Here is an 18,576-nt window from a genome sequence, read left to right as displayed (position 1 = left end):
ACGTGATTGTCGGGGGAGAGTTCAGGTAGCGGGTTTAGCGTAGTCCGAAATCGGACGGGTGTGGCTGGGGGTTAATTGATCAGTTCGGAATATGTATTGGCTGACACGCCGCTTTCGCGAGCAGGCTCGCTCCCACAGGGAATCGGGGTGACCGCTGAATTGGCGTCCATTGAAGATCCACTGTGGGAGCGAGCCTGCTCGCGAATGGCGCGCAGCGCCAGCCATGCTCAGGAATTGGTCGGTGGCTTGCGCAGCAGACTCGCCGCCATCGCCCCAAGGAAAACCACACTCAGCAACAACACTGCCCACAAGCCAATCTTCTTCCAGTTGGTTTCGGCCACCGCCGCCGTAGTAGCCGTAGAAGTCTGCGTAACAACCGCCTCACCCTGAACCGACGCCTTGCCCAGCGCCGCCAGTTTCTGCGCTTTGAAATCCGGAATCAGCGTCGTCAACGGCAGATTCGCCGTTTTCACATTTGGATTGCCCAGCGCCAGACTGTACGGCCCCTCCCCGCGTGCGAGGAAGATCACCTGCGTCGCCCGCACCGCATATTTCAGACTCGGCGCCTGTTCACCCAACCCACCGCCGCGCTCATCCACGCTCAGTTTCAACTGCTGCACAGTCTGTCCGTAGAGCTGCAATTCGTTCTGCACAACATCCTGACCATTCTGGGTCAGGCGATAGAGCAAGCCGCTGCTCAGGGTCTGCCACGGCAAACTGCTTTCACGACGACCGGCCAGCGTCACCGGCGCGAGGCTGTTCGGCTGCTTCAGATCAACCTGCACCCGCTCAACATTCAGCCCCATCGGCAATTGCCAGGTGTATTCTCCGGCCTTGCTGCTATTGCCGGTTAATGCCTGCGACCAGACCAACGGCAGCGGCACGTTGCGCGGATCGCTGCTTTTCAGTTGCGCCGAGGTCAGGGTCGGTGCCGAATTCGGCGACTCCCACAACAACCGCACATAACGCGCCGATTGCCCCGGCAACGTCACCTCGTGCTGTTCGATACGCTCATCGGAAAAAGTCAGTCGTGCGACCTGACCTTCGCCCCACGGCTGCCAGTGCTGCAAGTCATCGCTGGCCTCAATGCTGAAACGCTGGAAGCCGTCGCGCTCACTGGTCCAGTCGAGGATCAACTGCTGCAACGGCGCCTTGATCGCGCTGGCATCCAGCAGCCAGCCACGCAGCACTTCTTCACCCGCCTCCAACTGGCTGGACGGTTGCACTTCGACCAGCGTGCCGTTGGTGGTCGCTTGCACGCGCACGTTCGGCGCGCGTTCGCTGGCGTCGGCGGCGTTGTACAGCGGGAACCACTTCACCTCGTGCAACTGACCGTCGTCGCGGGTCTGTGCCGATTCGCGTGCCAAGGCGTAAGCCTGCGGTTCGCCGGCGGCATTGAACACACGCAGATCACTGAGATCGGTCTGGCGCGCCTGCAATTGCACGTTCAACGGCAATTCGAGGCGGTACCACGGGCCGTTGCCGCTGACCGACAGCGGCACCTGCGTGGCGAAGTCAGCCGGTTTTTCCTGAGCGCCGGCCGCCATCACCACGCCCAACGCCAACCAACTCAGATTCAGCATGCGGCTCAAGATGCAACTCCTTCGGTGTCCGGGGCCGGTTTGTCCGCCGCCGGCTCAGCTTCGACGCGTTTGGGCGGTAGCGGTGCGAAATAACCAACCACCAGCAGCAACACGCCAACGCCGATAAACGAGACGATCCGGGCGAGGCCGCCACGGTTGCTCAGTTCGACAAAAATCAGTTTGGCCACCACCAGCGCAATCAGCGCCGCGCCGATCAACCACACTTCGCGACGATGGCGAAGATGCCCGCCGATCATCAATCCGAGCGCCATCAGCGTCCAGACGATCGACAAACCGGCTTGCACCAGCATCGAGGCGAGCAGTTGATCGAGCTCGAACGGAATCCCGGCCCAATGGTGCGCGGCGCGGGTCACCAGCGCGGTGCAGAAGGCGAACAGCGATACCCCGGCGATCAGTTGCGTGGCGTATTCGGCATAATCCTGACGAATCGACAGCTGCGAAACCGCACTGCGCGACCACACGTAAACACCAAACAAAGCCAACAACAGACCCAGTTCCAGCGGGTTAAGCAGCGGCACATACGGCAACGGTTCGGCGTTGCCATCGCTGACGCCATTGGCCAGCCAGAACCACGCGAGCATCAGCACCGCCAGCGGTGCAGCGGCGTACAAACGGTATTCGCGGGCAAACGCTGCGACCGGCCACGGCCAGGAGCGCGGGGCCGCTGCCAGCAGCAGATAAACGCTCGGCAGAATCGCCCAACCCAGCCAACGCCAGGCGTTGTATTGCTCGGACAACAGCAGCAGCCCGTAACGCAATTCCAGCGCCAACACGCCAATCAGCAACCAACAGCCGAGCACATGCACCGTGCTCAAGGCGCGCGCAGGCAACATCGGCGCCAGGCGCCGCAGGCTGAAGAAGTGCACGGCGAACACCGCCGCCCACGCCAGCCAGCCGAAATCCGCCGCCGGGTGATAACGCGAATGCCAGGCGCCGAGCAGCACAAGAGCGGACGCCGGAATCAACAACGTACAGAGCAGGCCCAACGCCGGCCATTTCAAGCGCAGCGACAACAGCGTCCACAGCGCCACGCTCACAGCGGCAACCAGCAGCAACAAGGTGCCCTGCAGGTGAATCGGCGCAAACCGCAGCACTTCACTCACCCACGCCAGCGCCCACCAACCCGCGCCCCACACCAGCAATACCTCGGACAAGCGCTGCAAACTCAACGCATCGAATGCCGCGGCATGATTACCCAGTTGCAGACGCCAGGCACCGATCATCGCCGCCAGCCCCAGCACCAGCGGCGTCCAGAATCCGCCATGGGCCAACGGTTTCAAACCTTCGCTGGACAGCGGCCCGAGCAACTCCGGACCGGCCAGCAAAAACGCCGCGCCACCGATCACCTGCAACAACAAACCGAAAACAAAACTCACGCGCTGCTTGAGGTACAGGCTCAACCAGATAATCAGCAAACCGCTGGCCGCCCACACCGCGCTCGCGGTCTGCCATGGCAGGACAAACAACACCGCCAGATTGATCAGCACCAGACCGGCCAACAGCACCACCGACAAACCGCGCAGCAGACGTACATCACCGCGCACCATTTCATCGCGGGCCGCCAACAGCATGCCGCCGATCAAGGCAAGACCGATCAGCGAAGCACTGAGCAAGCCACTCCAACCGGCGTTGAACACCGCCGCCGAATCCTCGCCGGCACCTCGCAGACGCAACAGGAACAACGCGCCGCCGAGCAACTGCACGGCAAACGCGCTGAACAGGAACGTGCGCGACTGAATCCGCAGACCGACAAACAATGTCACCAGCCCGGCCAGCGCCCAACTGATTGCCGTGGTCTGGACGAAGAAGAACAACGGCGCCAGCAGATAGAGGAAGGTCAGGCCCAGAGACGCCAACACCGGCAAACCTTGTCGCTCCCAAGGCGAGGCCTGATCCGGTGCGGCCCTGCGCAATTGATAGAAGCTGAACAGCAGGGCAACGCCAAGCATCAGCGCGCCCAGTGGAGCACCGTCGAGCAGAGTGCTTTCGCCAACCTGCAACTGACTGAGGAACGCCAAAGCGGAGCCGAGTTGTAGCAACAAGGCAAACGCCCGGGCGAACGGCCGCTGCTGACGCAAACCGAGCCAGAAAATCCCCGCCCCTTCCACCGCCCATGCCGCCGAGGTCCAGCGCGCATCCAGCCCCAGCGGAATGGCCAGACTGGCGAAAATCACTCCGAGCGCCAGACAGGTTTCACCCAGCAGCACCGCGCGGCCGCCCATCAATACCTTGGCCAGCGCCATATAGATCATGCCTAGTGCCAGCGCACTGAACGCTGCGGCAAATTCCAGATGCTGTACCAGCGCGAACTGCAAACCGAAGCCAATAATCGGCGGACCGAACAGCATCGTGCCGTCGACGTAATCGCCCTTGCGCGCAGACCAGTGCAGTAACGCATCACGGTCACCCTCTGCCGGCGCATCTGGCATGTCGAGCAACTTGCGCCGAGCGAACAACAGACCGATGGCGAGGTACATCAGAAAGAACAGAATCAGGAATGGCTCGGTGCTCCACAACAGCTCCGGCGCATAAGAGCGCAGGCCCCAGGCGAAACCGATACCGAAGGTGCCGACGAAGCCGATCAGGTTCAGCAGACGCCAGGCCTTGAACCAGGCGATGGCGAGAATGCCGGCGTTGAGCAGTGCGAAATAACTGAACAGCGCGACGTGGTTGCCGGCGCCGGTCGAGGTCAGGATCGGCGCGGCGAAACCGCCCAATGCCGCCGCAGCCGCCAGCCCCAAAGCATCCTGAGTGATCGCCAGAATCGCCGAGAACACCGTCACCGCGACCAGCAATCCCAACGCGGCGGACGGATCGAGCAACGGGTGCAGACGCATCGCCGCAAACACCGTCAGGTACAGCACCGCGATCCCGGTGCCTTGCAGCATCAACGCGTAATTGCTGTTGCGCCGCCGCAGCCACCAGCCCAGCGCGAGCAAGGCCAACGCGGCCGCCGCGACACCGGCGTAACGCAACTCAATCGGCACGACCATGCCTTCGGTGGCGTAGCGCAGCAGGAACGCCAGACCGAAGAACAACAACACCACGCCAACGCGCAGCACGGTGTTGCCGCCGAACAGCCAGTTACGCGCAGCACTGATGCCGCGTTCGATCAGGTTCGGGCCACGGGGCTCGGCAGGTTTTGCTGGTTCGGGCGTGACGGCGTCGAGGCGCCACACATCAGCGGGCAGCGGTTGACTGGTTTCGCTGGCGGCAGTGGAAATCGGTTCGAGTTCGGCTGGCAGCTCCCAGACCAACTCTGGTGCGGGGGCTTCTTCGACGGTTTTGACGGGTTCTGCGACTGGCTCGGCAACAGGCGCTGCACTCGGTGGCGGCGCGGCACGAACGGGCGCGCCTTCCAGCAGAAACAGCCGCTGCTCGACACCCTGCAAAGCGACCTTCGCCTGCTCAAGTTGCTGCTGTTGCTCTGCCGCTTGCGAGCCAAGCCGCGCAATGCGCAGCGTCTGCCCGATCACCAGCCCCAGCAACGCGCCCAACAGCGCATCACTGAACGACTCGTCGAGCAGCCAGCCGAGCACCAGCCCGATCAACATGAACATCCATTGCATGGTCGATATCCCTAAGCGCAAAGGCCAATCCGGGAAGATTAGCGCAGCCTGACCCAAAAAGATCGCAGCCTGCGGCAGCGCCTACAGGGTTATGCGAACACCTGTGCAGGAGCTGCCGAAGGCTGCGATCTTTTCCGGCGCGCGATTATATCGAGCCGAACTGAAAGTTACTCCAGTGCTTTCCAGATATCCGTGGCGTACTCGCGAATCGTCCGGTCTGAGGAGAACCAGCCCATCCGCGCCGTATTGAGCACCGCTGAACGCCACCAGCTATTGGCGTCGTGCCAATGCGCTTCAACGCGTTTCTGCGCTTCCCAGTACGAATCGAAGTCGGCACAGACCAGGAAGCGGTCGTAATCCACCAGCGAGTCGATCAACCCGGTATAGCGCGAAGTATCGTCCGGCGAGAACACCCCGCTGCGGATCGCTTGCAGCACATCGTTCAAGCGATGCGACGCGGCAATGTCCGGCAACGCGCTGAACTCGTGGTTCTGTTTGCGCGCCTCCACCTGCTGCGCGCTGAGGCCGAAAATAAACATGTGCTCGGCGCCGATGCGCTCGCACATTTCCACGTTGGCGCCGTCCAGCGTGCCAATGGTCAGCGCGCCGTTGAGGCCGAACTTCATGTTACTGGTGCCTGACGCCTCGAAGCCTGCAGTGGAAATCTGCTCGGACAAGTCCGCCGCCGGAATGATGCTCTCTGCCAGGCTGACGTTGTAGTTGGGCAGAAACACCACTTTCAGCAGGCCGCGCACGGTCGGGTCGTTGTTCACAACGCGGGCGATGTCGTTGGTCAGCTTGATGATCAGCTTGGCCTGGTGATAACTCGCCGCCGCTTTACCGGCGAAGATCTTCACTCGCGGTACCCAATCGACTTCAGGCTCGGCGCGAATCGCTTGATACAGCGCCACGGTGTGCATCAGGTTGAGCAACTGGCGTTTGTATTCGTGGATGCGTTTGACCTGCACGTCGAACATCGCCGCCGGGTTGACCGCAATGCCCAAGCGTTCGTGAATCAGATAGGCCAGCGCTTTTTTGCTATGCAGACGTTGCTCGGCGAAGGCTTTGCGGAACGCGTTTTTTTCCGCGAACGGTTCGAGATCGAGCAGTCGCTCTTCAGGGTTATCCAGCAAATCCGGCCCCAGCGCATCGACCAGCATCGAGGTCAGTTCGGAGTTGGCCTGATACAACCAGCGGCGAAAGGTGATGCCGTTGGTTTTATTGTTGATCCGCTCCGGGTAGAGCTTGTGCAGTTCGGCGAACACGGTTTTGCGCATCAACTGCGTATGCAGTCCGGACACGCCGTTGACGCTGTGCGAACCGAGGAACGCGAGGTTGCCCATGCGTACCCGACGACCGTTGTCTTCTTCGATCAGCGACACCGCACGCAGCACGTCGAAATCGTGAATGCCTTTGGCGCGCAGCGAATCGATGTGCTGGGCATTGATCAGGTAAATGATCTGCATGTGCCGTGGCAGCATGCGTTCCATCAGACCCACCGGCCAGGTCTCCAGCGCTTCCGGCAACAGCGTGTGGTTGGTGTACGACAGCGTGTCGACAGTCACTTGCCACGCGGCATCCCACGCGACGTCGTAGACGTCGACGAGTTGACGCATCAGCTCGGCGACGGCAATCGAAGGGTGCGTATCGTTGAGCTGGATCGCCGCGTGATCGCCCAAGGTCAGCACCGAGGTGTGCATGTTGCGGTGACGACGCAGCAGATCCTGCAAGGAGGCCGCGACGAAGAAGTACTCCTGACGCAGGCGCAGCTCTTGCCCTGCTTCAGTGCTGTCCGCCGGGTAGAGCACGCGGGAGATGCTCTCCGCACGGGCCACTTCGGCGACGGCACCGAGGTGGTCACCGGCGTTGAAACGCTCAAGGTGCAAATCTTCCATGGCCCGTGCACGCCACAGCCGCAAGGTGTTGACGCTCGCTCCGCGCCAGCCGACCACCGGCGTGTCGTAAGCAATCGCGCGGACGGTTTCGGCCGGCGACCAGACTTGCTTGGACTTGCCGGAGACGTCGGTGACGGTTTCAACGCTGCCGCCGAAGCCGATGGAGTAGACGACTTCTGGCCGTTCGAATTCCCATGGGTTGCCGAAATCCAGCCAGTGTTCGGTCTGCTCCTGCTGCCAGCCATCGACGATGGCCTGGCGGAACAACCCGTGCTCGTAACGAATGCCATAACCGTGGCCAGCGATGCCGAGGGTCGACATGCTTTCCATGAAGCACGCGGCCAGACGACCGAGGCCGCCGTTGCCAAGCGCCGCGTCGGGTTCCAGCAAACGGATGCGTTCCAGGTCGACACCGAGCTCAGTCAACGCTTCACGGGCAACGTCGAGCAGGCCAAGGTTGCTCAGGCTGTCGTAGAGCAAGCGGCCGATAAGAAATTCCAGCGAGAGGTAATACACCCGCTTCTGGCCTTTGCGATAGATCTGCCGGGTGTGGTCCATCCAGTGTTCGACCATGTGATCACGCGCTGCCAGGGCGATGGCTTCGAACCAGTCATGGTCGAACGCGTGATCGGGGTCTTTGCCCACTGCATAGGTGAGCTTGGTCAGGACGGCATCGCGGAATGCGGCCACCTCTGCTTCGCGAACTAGTGGTTCTTGAGTCATCGATAGGACCTCGAGCGAGCGGGGAATTGTCTGAGCCTAGACGGTCTGACCGACGGTAGCGGCTCTGGTTCGGCAGTTTTTCCCGAGACTGTGAGATAGCCCGGCATTACCTTGTCGAGTGAGCTAATGAATGCAGGGGCCGTGCCGAATTGTCCGGCAATGTGCCTGCACGCAGAAAAAATCTGGCGAAAGGTTGTTCAAAAATCCACCAGTCCCGGTATGATCGCGCGCCCTGATGCATACACACCTGGTAACTCCCGATGATGAAGCCCAACCTGATTGCCGCCGCCGAGATCGATCGTCTCGATACATGGGCGAAATATTCAGCCCCGATGTGCGGTTCCTGCGTGTCCAGCTGCTGCACGCTGCCGGTTGAGGTGAAGATCAAGGATCTGGTACGCATCGGGGTGGTCGACGAATTCGAGCTGGGCGATCCGCCGAAGAACATCGCCAAGCGCCTGCAAAAGGAAGGCCTGGTTGAGCGCTTCAATCAGAAGTCGGGGATCTTCACCCTCCAGCGCATGAGCAACAACGATTGCTACTACCTGGATCGTAAGAGCCGCCTGTGCACCATTTATGACAAGCGCCCGGATACCTGCCGCAATCACCCGAAGATCGGCCCGCGGCCGGGGTATTGCGCCTACAAGCCGAAGGAAGTCGTGCGCGAGCAGAATTTCCGCGCGATTGAGCGCTTCTGAACGACGCTGAGTTCTTCGGTAGCCGTTAAATCCCAGCCCCTCACCCCAGCCCTCTCCCGAGGGAGAGGGAGCCGATCTCTGTCGCTTCCAAACCTGAGGTCGACTCGATTACTCAGGTCGATGCAAAGCCAAAGAACAACTCGATCAGTCCCCTCTCCCTCCGGGAGAGGGCTAGGGTGAGGGGCTCTTGATCCTCAAGACTCAACCTGCTTTCCCCCAGACAAACAAAAACGCCCCCGGTCTCGCGACCGGGGGCGTTTTTTCAAGCTCGGGCTAAATTACGCCTTGGCTTTCTTGGCAGCGCGGGTACGCTCGCTTTCGTCCAGGATCTTCTTGCGAAGACGGATGGACTTAGGAGTAACTTCGCACAGCTCGTCTTCCTGGATGTATTCCAGAGCCTGTTCCAGAGTGAAGCGAACAGGTGGTACCAGAGCGATGGTTTCGTCTTTACCCGAAGCACGCATGTTGTCGAGCTTCTTGCCTTTGGTTGGGTTTACACCCAGGTCGTTGTCGCGGCTGTTCTGACCAACGATTTGACCGTTGTAGATCTCCTGGCCGTGTTCTACGAACAGCTTGCCACGAGCCTGCAGGGTTTCCAGCGAGTAAGTCAGTGCCTTGCCGGTTTCAACCGAAACCAGAACGCCGTTCTGACGGCCGGACATGTGGCCCGACTTCACTGGAGCGTAACGGTCGAAGATCGAGGTCAGGATGCCAGCACCGTTGGTCAGGGTCAGGAACTGGTTACGGAAACCGATCAGACCGCGAGCAGGGATGTTGTATTCCAGACGAACACGGCCCTTGCCATCCGGCACCATGTTGCTCAGGTCGCCCTTACGCAGACCCATCTCTTCCATGACCTTGCCCTGCGATTCTTCAGGGATGTCGATGGTGACGTTTTCGAACGGTTCCTGCTTCACGCCGTCAACTTCACGGATGATCACTTCAGGACGGCCCAGGGCCAGCTCGAAGCCTTCGCGACGCATGGTTTCGATCAGTACCGAGAGGTGCAGCTCACCACGGCCGGATACCTTGAACTTGTCAGCCGAGTCGCCTTCTTCAACGCGCAGTGCAACGTTGTACAGCAGCTCTTTGTCCAGACGATCCTTGATGTTACGCGAGGTCACGAACTTGCCTTCTTTACCGCAGAATGGCGAGTCGTTTACCTGGAAGGTCATGGAAACGGTTGGCTCGTCAACGGTCAGCGGCTTCATCGCCTCGACGGTGTTGATATCGCACAGAGTGTCGGAGATGAACAGCTCGTCGAAGCCGCTGATGCAGACGATGTCGCCGGCCGCTGCTTCTTCAACGTCAATGCGGTGCAGACCGTGGTGACCCATCAGCTTCAGGATACGACCGTTGCGGCGCTTGCCGTCGGCGCTGATAGCGACAACCGGGGTGTTCGGCTTGACGCGACCACGAGCGATACGGCCAACACCGATAACACCCAGGAAGCTGTTGTAGTCCAGAGCGGAGATCTGCATCTGGAACGGACCGTCACGGTCAACGGCCGGAGGCGGAACGTGGTCGACTACCGCTTGGTACAGCGGGGTCATGTCTTCAGCCATGTCGGTGTGATCCAGACCGGCAATGCCGTTCAGGGCCGAGGCGTAAACAACCTGGAAGTCCAGTTGTTCTTCGGTCGCACCGAGGTTGTCGAACAGGTCGAAGATCTGGTCCAGAACCCAGTCCGGACGCGCGCCTGGACGGTCAACCTTGTTGATCACCACGATTGGACGCAGGCCGGCTTCGAAAGCCTTCTTGGTCACGAAACGGGTTTGCGGCATAGGGCCGTCTTGAGCGTCAACCAGCAGCAGAACGGAGTCAACCATCGACATTACGCGTTCAACTTCGCCGCCGAAGTCGGCGTGGCCCGGGGTGTCCACGATGTTGATGTGGTAGCCGTTCCAGTTGATGGCGGTGTTTTTCGCCAGAATGGTAATACCGCGCTCTTTTTCCTGGTCGTTGGAGTCCATCACGCGCTCGTCGTTGAGCTCGTTGCGCTCCAGAGTGCCGGATTGACGCAGGAGTTTGTCTACCAGGGTGGTTTTACCATGGTCAACGTGGGCGATGATGGCGATGTTGCGTAGATTTTCGATCACTTGTGTATCTCGATCAGAGGATTCGGTTTGCTGACAAGTCTTGGCAGCGATTAGCAGTAGTGTCCGGCATGGCCGTTACAGCTTGACGGCGGTGTCGGGGGGCCGGTGACGCAGGCCACAGGCAAACAGCCCCGGGCACTTAGCTCGGTCGATAAACGCGCACATTGGCATGCCCCTCACTGAGCAAATGGTGAGCATGCAGGCGACTCATCACGCCTTTGTCGCAATACAGCAGGTACTGGCGAGTCGGATCCAGCTCCTTGAAACGAGCGTTCACTGCGTAGAACGGCATCGTCTGTACTTCTACGCCAGCGAGTTCCAGCGGCTCATCCTCGGCGGCATCCGGGTGACGGATGTCGATCACGATCTGGCCGGCCAGTGCTTCGCTGACTTCTTCAATCTGTACGTCCTGGCCCAATTCGTCGATCACCCGATCGATCGGCACCAGTTTGGCGTTTTCGAGCGCACGCTCGAGGACTGCCATGTCGAATTCTTTCTCTTCGTGTTCAACGCGACCGCGTTTGGCGGCGGTTTTCGGATTGACCGAGATAACGCCGCAGTATTCCGGCATGTGCCGGGCGAAATCGGCAGTGCCGATCTCGTTGGCCGTGTCGATGATGTCCTGCTTGTGCGCCACGATCAGCGGACGCAGGACCAGTTTGTCGGTCACACAGTCGATCACCGACAGGTTCGGCAGCGTCTGGCTCGACACCTGGGAGATCGCCTCGCCAGTGACCAGCGCCTCGATCTGCAGGCGGTCGGCGATGTTGGAGGCCGCGCGCAACATCATACGCTTCAATACGACGCCCATATGACTGTTATCGACTTTGCCGAGAATTTCGCCCAGCACTTCTTCGAACGGAACACTGACAAATAGCACGCGTTGCGAGCTGCCGTACTTCTTCCAGATGAAATGCGCGACTTCCATCACGCCCAATTCATGGGCACGACCGCCCAGATTGAAGAAGCAGAAGTGCGTCATCAGGCCGCGACGAATGATCTGGTAGGCCGCAACGGTCGAGTCAAAGCCGCCGGACATCAATACCAGCGTCTGCTCGAGGGCGCCGAGCGGGTAGCCGCCGATGCCGTTGTGCTGGCTGTGGATAACAAACAACCGTTTGTCGCGAACTTCGATGCGAACTTCGATTTCCGGCGCTTTCAGGTCGATACCGGCAGCACCGCACTCACGGCGCAGCTTGCTGCCGACGTATTTTTCGACGTCCATCGAGCTGAAGGTGTGCTTGCCGGCGCGCTTGCAACGTACCGAGAAAATCTTTCCGGCCAGCGCATCGCCGTAGTGCTGTTTGCACTTCTCGGTGATGTCGTCAAAGTCGCCCAGCGGGTACTCGTCGATCTGCAGAAAGTGCGCGATGCCCGGCATGCAGGTCAGGCGCTCACCCATCTCTTTCAAGGCTTTGGGGTCGGTAACGCGGGTTTCCAGCTCGAGATTGTCCCACACGCCGTTCACCACCACGGCCGGGTCCAGGTCGCGGAGCACGGTGCGGATGTTCTTGGCCAACTGGCGGATGAACTTCGTCCGGACAGGTCGGCTTTTGATGGTGATCTCGGGGAAGACTTTTACGATTAGTTTCATGAAAACAGCGCGCGAACGGCCAGCCGAAAAAGGGGGGCGCGGATTATAGCGGAAATTGCTCAAGGTTTAACCAGTTAATGTGCAGAAGGTTTTGTGCGCACCAAAACGGGTCATTTTTGATTCAAGGCGCTACATTAGAGGGCGAGATTTTCCGCATTCAGGCGCTTTACACCTTAATAAGCGTGAAATTGGGGCAAAAAACCCATGCTGGGGCACTGGCATGCAATTTGCTGCCTTGTGAGGCAGGTTGCCTTGGCAGAGTATTCGCGCCGGCATCACCCAAATTCTAAGGGCATCCATTACTAAGCCCGAAGCCACCCGGAGGACATATGTCGAAGACGGTTCAACTCATCAAAGATCATGACGTCAAGTGGATTGATCTGCGCTTCACGGACACCAAAGGCACTCAGCACCACGTGACCATGCCGGCTCGCGATGCGCTGGATGAAGACTTCTTCGAAGTCGGCAAAATGTTCGACGGTTCCTCCATCGCTGGCTGGAAAGGCATCGAAGCCTCCGACATGATCCTGATGCCGGTTGACGAAACTGCCGTTCTCGACCCGTTCACCGAAGACGCCACCCTGATCCTGGTGTGCGACATCATTGAACCTTCGAGCATGCAAGGCTACGACCGCGACCCACGTGCGATCGCCAAGCGTGCCGAAGAACACCTGAAAGCCACCGGTATCGGTGACACCGTGTTCGCCGGTCCAGAGCCTGAGTTCTTCATCTTTGACTCGGTGAAATTCAAGTCGGACATCTCCGGCTCGATGTTCAAAATCTACTCCGAGCAAGGTTCGTGGATGTCCGACCAGGACATCGAAGGCGGCAACAAAGGTCACCGTCCAGGCGTCAAAGGCGGCTACTTCCCGGTTCCACCGTTCGACCACGACCACGAAATCCGTACCTCCATGTGCAACGCACTGGAAGAAATGGGCCTGACCGTCGAAGTTCACCACCACGAAGTGGCAACTGCCGGCCAGAACGAAATCGGCGTCAAGTTCAACACCCTGGTGAAGAAAGCCGACGAAACCCAAACCCTGAAGTACGTTGTCCACAACGTTGCTGACGCTTACGGCCGCACCGCGACCTTCATGCCGAAGCCACTGTACGGCGACAACGGTTCGGGCATGCACGTACACATGTCGATCTGGAAAGACGGCAAGAACACCTTCGCAGGTGAAGGCTATGCCGGCCTGTCCGATACCGCTCTGTACTTTATCGGCGGCATCATCAAACACGGTAAGGCCCTGAACGGCTTCACCAACCCGGCGACCAACTCCTACAAGCGTCTGGTACCAGGCTTCGAAGCGCCGGTGATGCTGGCCTACTCGGCTCGCAACCGTTCCGCTTCGATCCGTATTCCTTACGTGTCGAGCCCGAAAGCCCGCCGTATCGAAGCACGCTTCCCGGATCCGGCTGCCAACCCGTACCTGGCCTTCGCAGCACTGCTGATGGCCGGCCTGGACGGTATCCAGAACAAGATCCACCCAGGCGACGCGGCTGACAAAAACCTGTATGACCTGCCGCCTGAAGAGGCGAAAGAGATCCCGCAAGTTTGCGGCAGCCTGAAAGAAGCCCTGGAAGAGCTGGACAAGGGCCGCGCGTTCCTGACCAAGGGCGGCGTATTCTCCGACGACTTCATCGACGCTTACATCGCGCTGAAATCGGAAGAAGAAATCAAGGTTCGCACCTTCGTACACCCACTGGAATATGAGCTGTACTACAGCTGCTGATCCGGTAGCGCTGCGCTATGCGGCGTGAGTGAAAGAGGCCTCCTTCGGGAGGCCTTTTTTATTGCAGATCAAAAGCCCCTCACCCTAGCCCTCTCCCAGAGGGAGAGGGGACTGATCTCCATGCTTTTCAGAACCTGAGTTCACATGGCAATTTCAGGTCGATAAAATTTGTCAGAGCAACCCGGTCAATCCCCTCTCCCTCTGGGAGAGGGTTAGGGTGATGGCGTTACCAGATGTTTACCGGGTTGGGCCAACCGCCGCGTCTGGCCTATGCTGCACCCCATCGCTTTCAATCCCGGTCGATTTTCATGAGTCGCACCCTTCTCTACATCCTGTTGTTGATCGCCCTGCCCGCCGCCGCGCAGATCTACAAGTACACCGATGGCAACGGCAATACGGTCTACAGCGATCATTCGCCCGATGGCGTGCAGGCGCAGCCGCTGGAGTTGCCGCCGCTTAACAGGGTCGAGCCGCAAACACCCAGCGCACCGCCAACACCTGAAGCCGACAACCGTGAGCCTGCGCGCAACGCCTATGACATTCTGGAACTCGCCGGCCTGCCCACCGAAGAAGCCCTGCGCGCCAACAACGGCACCTTCACCGTCAATGTGCTGATCAAGCCGCGCTTGCAGCCGCCGCATCAATTGAGGCTGGTCCTGGATGACGAACCCTACGGCCAACCGAGCAACGTGCCGATCCTGCAGTTGGTGAATATTGATCGCGGCGAACATCGTCTCGCCGTCCAGGTGATCGACGGCCAGACCATCATCCAGCAGAGCCCGCCCGTGGCGTTCACCGTGCAACGAGTGCACAAGCCATGATCCGCACGTGGCTGATCGCTGCGTTGGCACTGACAACGCTGCAAGCCTCTGCCGAGGTTTTCACGTACATCGATGCCCAAGGCAACCGCGTCTACACCGACCAACCGCGCAGCAATGCCAAGCGGGTGCCGATTGCCACCAGCAATCGCATGTCCGCCAACCCCACCGTCGCAGCTCCGGTCAGCACGGCAAAAAAATCCCCGGAGCAGCCGCTGTTCCACTACGACATGCTGCGCATTCTGGTGCCTGAACCCGATGCGACGATTCGCAGCAGCGCCGGCGAAATCATCGTCAGCGTCACCAGCGAACCGGGCCTGCAACAGGGTCATCGCTATCGGCTGTTGCTCGATGGTCAGGCCACAGGAGAACCCGGCCTGACACCGGTCTTCCCACTGAGCAACATCGACCGTGGCAGCCACAACCTGTCCGTGGAAATCCTCGATGCCGAAGGACGAACTGTCGAACGCACTGCCAATCAGCCGTTCCACATGCTGCGTATCTCCCTCGCGCAAAAGCGCCAGGTCAAACCCTGCACCAAGGACGATTACGGCGTCCGTCCGGAATGCCCTCTGAAAGACAAACCACCTGAGCCGAAAAACCCCTTCTTGCGTTTCTTCTAACGCCGTTCAGCTTTGCGCACTATATTGGTGCAACAGACTGCACCGTACTCATATTCCAACCCATTTTGGTTCGAAAGTACCCGCAAGCTCTGGCAGTCTGCTGCGCAACCGGGCGTCAAACGCCCGTTTCAGGGGATGAACGCTTCTTTTCGGAGCCTTGGTTTGGTTTTTGCATTTTCCGTTTAACGACGCCTGCTTCTTGCGCACGCTCCGCCCCCAAAAGAGGCTCTGATGACTATAAGTGACGCAATTCATCGTTTGCTGCTCGACAACCTGACCACCGCCACCATCCTGCTTGATGCCGAATTGCGCCTTGAGTACATGAACCCGGCGGCGGAGATGCTGCTCGCCATCAGCGGGCAGCGCAGCCATGGGCAGTTCATCAGCGAGCTGTTCACCGAATCCACCGAGGCGCTGAATTCCCTGCGCCAGGCGGTGGAACAGGCGCATCCGTTTACCAAACGCGAAGCAATGCTCACCGCCCTCACCGGCCAGACGTTGACCGTGGATTACGCGGTGACGCCGATTCTCAGCAACGGCGCGACCATGCTCCTGCTCGAGGTTCATCCACGTGACCGCTTGCTGCGGATCACCAAGGAAGAAGCTCAACTGTCCAAGCAGGAAACCAGCAAGATGCTGGTGCGCGGTCTCGCCCACGAGATCAAGAATCCGCTCGGCGGCATCCGGGGCGCAGCGCAATTGCTGGCCCGCGAACTGCCGGAAGACAGCCTGCGCGATTACACCAACGTGATCATTGAAGAGGCCGATCGCCTGCGCAATCTGGTCGACCGCATGCTCGGCTCGAACAAGCTGCCGTCGCTGGCGATGTGCAACGTCCACGAAGTGCTCGAGCGCGTCTGCCAACTGGTCGAAGCAGAAAGCCAGGGCTGCATCACCTTGGTGCGCGATTACGACCCGAGCATTCCCGATGTGTTGATCGACCGCGAGCAAATGATTCAGGCGGTGTTGAACATCGTGCGCAACGCGATGCAGGCAATCAGCAGCCAGAACGAGCTGCGCCTGGGCCGCATCAGCCTGCGCACCCGCGCCATGCGCCAGTTCACCATCGGCCACATCCGCCATCGTCTGGTGACCAAGATCGAGATCATCGACAACGGCCCGGGCATCCCTGCGGAACTGCAGGAAACCATTTTCTTTCCCATGGTCAGCGGTCGTCCGGACGGTACTGGACTCGGCCTGGCCATCACCCAGAACATCATCAGCCAGCACCAGGGCCTGATCGAGTGTGACAGCCATCCAGGCCACACCACCTTTTCGATCTTTCTGCCACTGGAACAAGGAGCCACATCGACATGAGCCGTAGTGAAACCGTGTGGATCGTCGATGACGACCGTTCTATCCGTTGGGTTCTGGAAAAAGCCTTGCAGCAGGAAGGCATGACCACCCAGAGTTTCGACAGCGCCGATGGTGTGATGAGTCGCCTGGCCCGTCAGCAGCCGGACGTGATCATTTCCGACATTCGCATGCCCGGTGCCAGCGGTCTGGATTTGTTGGCACGGATTCGCGAGCAGCACCCACGGTTGCCGGTCATTATCATGACCGCTCACTCCGATCTGGACAGCGCTGTCGCCTCGTATCAGGGCGGCGCGTTCGAGTATTTGCCGAAGCCGTTCGACGTTGATGAAGCCGTGTCGCTGGTCAAGCGCGCCAATCAACACGCGCAAGAACAGCAAGGCCTGGAGGTCGTTCCGGCGTTGACCCGCACCCCGGAAATCATCGGCGAAGCGCCGGCGATGCAGGAAGTGTTTCGCGCCATCGGCCGCTTGAGCCACTCCAACATTACCGTGCTGATCAACGGCGAATCCGGCACCGGTAAAGAACTGGTCGCCCACGCCCTGCACCGCCACAGCCCGCGCGCGGCTTCGCCGTTCATTGCGCTGAACATGGCGGCGATCCCCAAGGATCTGATGGAGTCCGAGCTGTTCGGCCATGAGAAAGGCGCCTTCACCGGCGCCGCCAATCTGCGTCGCGGCCGCTTTGAGCAGGCTGATGGCGGCACACTGTTCCTCGATGAAATCGGTGACATGCCGGCGGACACGCAAACCCGTTTGTTGCGGGTTCTGGCCGATGGCGAGTTCTATCGCGTCGGCGGGCATGTGCCGGTCAAAGTCGATGTGCGCATCATCGCGGCGACGCACCAGAATCTGGAAACCCTGGTGCACGCCGGCAAATTCCGTGAGGACTTGTTCCATCGCCTCAACGTGATCCGCATCCATATTCCGCGCCTGTCGGATCGTCGCGAAGACATCCCGACCCTGGCCAAGCACTTCCTCAGCCGCGCCGCGCAGGAGCTGGCGGTCGAGCCGAAACTGCTGAAGAGCGAGACCGAGGAATACCTGAAGAACCTGCCGTGGGGCGGCAACGTGCGTCAGTTGGAGAATACGTGCCGCTGGATCACGGTCATGGCGTCCGGGCGCGAAGTGCACATCAGCGACCTGCCGCCAGAACTGCTGAACCTGCCGCAAGACTCGGCGCCGGTGACCAACTGGGAACAAGCGCTGCGTCAGTGGGCGGATCAGGCGTTGGCGCGTGGCCAGTCGAGCCTGCTCGACAGTGCGGTGCCGGCATTCGAGCGGATCATGATCGAGACGGCGCTGAAGCACACGGCCGGACGTCGGCGTGATGCGGCGGTTTTGCTGGGTTGGGGGCGTAATACCCTGACGCGCAAGATCAAGGAATTGGGGATGAAGGTCGATGGTGGGGATGATGATGAGGGGGATGAGGGTTAACGGTTTGTTCGCTTTAGGGTTGTTGTGTACTCAGGATCCATCCCCCTCACCCCAGCCCTCTCCCCCAAGGGGAGAGTGGGAAAGGGAGCCGATTTGTGTGATTTTCAAGACCTGAGTTCGGCGGGATATTTCAGGTCGATGTCATTTGACCGGGCAACTCGGTCAGTCCCCTCTCCCTATGGGAGAGGGTTAGGGTGAGGGGCCAGCGTGCACCGCATCAATGCACAATGACCCGTGATCGCGCACAGCCATATCGCCTCTCTCCCCTCTGAAAACGCTGAAAAACCGACGATACAAAAACACGAAAGCCCCGAATTCCGGGGCTTTCGTGTTTCTGATCAGCTTTTTTGTTTCAACAAATGAAAACCTGGCACGCCCCCTGCAATAACCTTTACAGGTGATGCGACTCACCACCCGTTTCGGGGACCTTGGTACAGGCAGGCCGGGGATTCCCCTCTTTACACCGG

11 protein-coding genes are annotated in these 18,576 nt (G+C 59.8%); 6 read left to right on the top strand and 5 right to left on the bottom strand.

Annotated elements, in window-relative coordinates:
• Window positions 1-227: 227 nt before the first annotated feature.
• The 3 genes from P3G59_RS01840 to P3G59_RS01830 form a co-directional block, all read right to left on the bottom strand.
• Window positions 228-1,592, bottom strand: a complete 1,365-nt coding sequence (locus P3G59_RS01840; RefSeq protein WP_277760225.1) for a DUF3999 domain-containing protein — start codon at window positions 1,590-1,592, stop codon at window positions 228-230.
• A complete protein-coding gene (locus P3G59_RS01835; RefSeq protein WP_277760224.1) occupies window positions 1,589-5,173 on the bottom strand; it encodes a DUF2339 domain-containing protein in 3,585 nt (1,194 codons plus the stop codon). Before P3G59_RS01835 ends, P3G59_RS01840 begins: the two co-directional genes overlap by 4 nt.
• A gap of 167 nt (window positions 5,174-5,340) precedes the next feature.
• The gene (locus P3G59_RS01830) at window positions 5,341-7,791 is read right to left on the bottom strand and encodes a glycogen/starch/alpha-glucan phosphorylase (RefSeq protein ID WP_277760223.1); all 2,451 of its coding nucleotides are present in this window, start codon (window positions 7,789-7,791) and stop codon (window positions 5,341-5,343) included.
• 260 nt (window positions 7,792-8,051) lie between these two features.
• On the opposite strand from P3G59_RS01830, the gene P3G59_RS01825 reads away from it, so the two are divergent.
• Window positions 8,052-8,489: a YkgJ family cysteine cluster protein gene (locus P3G59_RS01825; protein ID WP_007909261.1), complete on the top strand. Its 438-nt coding sequence runs from the start codon at window positions 8,052-8,054 to the stop codon at window positions 8,487-8,489.
• A 278-nt stretch (window positions 8,490-8,767) separates the two neighbouring features.
• Here P3G59_RS01825 and typA read toward each other — a convergent pair whose 3' ends face one another.
• Both typA and thiI read right to left on the bottom strand, forming a co-directional pair.
• Window positions 8,768-10,588, bottom strand: a complete 1,821-nt coding sequence (typA, locus tag P3G59_RS01820; RefSeq protein ID WP_277760222.1) for a translational GTPase TypA — start codon at window positions 10,586-10,588, stop codon at window positions 8,768-8,770.
• 139 nt (window positions 10,589-10,727) lie between these two features.
• Entirely contained in the window at window positions 10,728-12,182 is a 1,455-nt protein-coding gene (gene thiI, locus P3G59_RS01815; protein ID WP_277760221.1) for a tRNA uracil 4-sulfurtransferase ThiI, read from the bottom strand.
• Between the two features lie 329 nt (window positions 12,183-12,511).
• On the opposite strand from thiI, the gene glnA reads away from it, so the two are divergent.
• The 5 genes from glnA to ntrC all read left to right on the top strand — a co-directional run bounded on the left by glnA (window position 12,512) and on the right by ntrC (window position 18,109).
• Entirely contained in the window at window positions 12,512-13,918 is a 1,407-nt protein-coding gene (gene glnA / locus P3G59_RS01810; protein ID WP_007909254.1) for a type I glutamate--ammonia ligase, read from the top strand.
• 308 nt (window positions 13,919-14,226) lie between these two features.
• Window positions 14,227-14,739, top strand: a complete 513-nt coding sequence (locus tag P3G59_RS01805; protein ID WP_277760220.1) for a DUF4124 domain-containing protein — start codon at window positions 14,227-14,229, stop codon at window positions 14,737-14,739.
• On the top strand, window positions 14,736-15,359 hold the full coding sequence (locus tag P3G59_RS01800; RefSeq protein WP_277760219.1) for a DUF4124 domain-containing protein: 624 nt from the start codon (window positions 14,736-14,738) through the stop codon (window positions 15,357-15,359). Before P3G59_RS01805 ends, P3G59_RS01800 begins: the two co-directional genes overlap by 4 nt.
• 231 nt (window positions 15,360-15,590) lie before the next feature.
• Complete coding sequence (glnL, locus tag P3G59_RS01795) at window positions 15,591-16,676, top strand: nitrogen regulation protein NR(II) (RefSeq protein WP_064117045.1); 1,086 nt, start codon at window positions 15,591-15,593, stop codon at window positions 16,674-16,676.
• The gene (gene ntrC / locus P3G59_RS01790) at window positions 16,673-18,109 is read left to right on the top strand and encodes a nitrogen regulation protein NR(I) (protein ID WP_007909238.1); all 1,437 of its coding nucleotides are present in this window, start codon (window positions 16,673-16,675) and stop codon (window positions 18,107-18,109) included. The genes glnL and ntrC overlap by 4 nt, the downstream gene beginning before the upstream one ends.
• Window positions 18,110-18,576: the final 467 nt, after the last annotated feature.

This window comes from Pseudomonas sp. A34-9, from assembly GCF_029543085.1.
Taxonomy (GTDB): domain Bacteria; phylum Pseudomonadota; class Gammaproteobacteria; order Pseudomonadales; family Pseudomonadaceae; genus Aquipseudomonas.
Note: the sequence above shows the minus strand (reverse complement) of the source record. Positions and strands in the feature narration are given on the sequence as shown.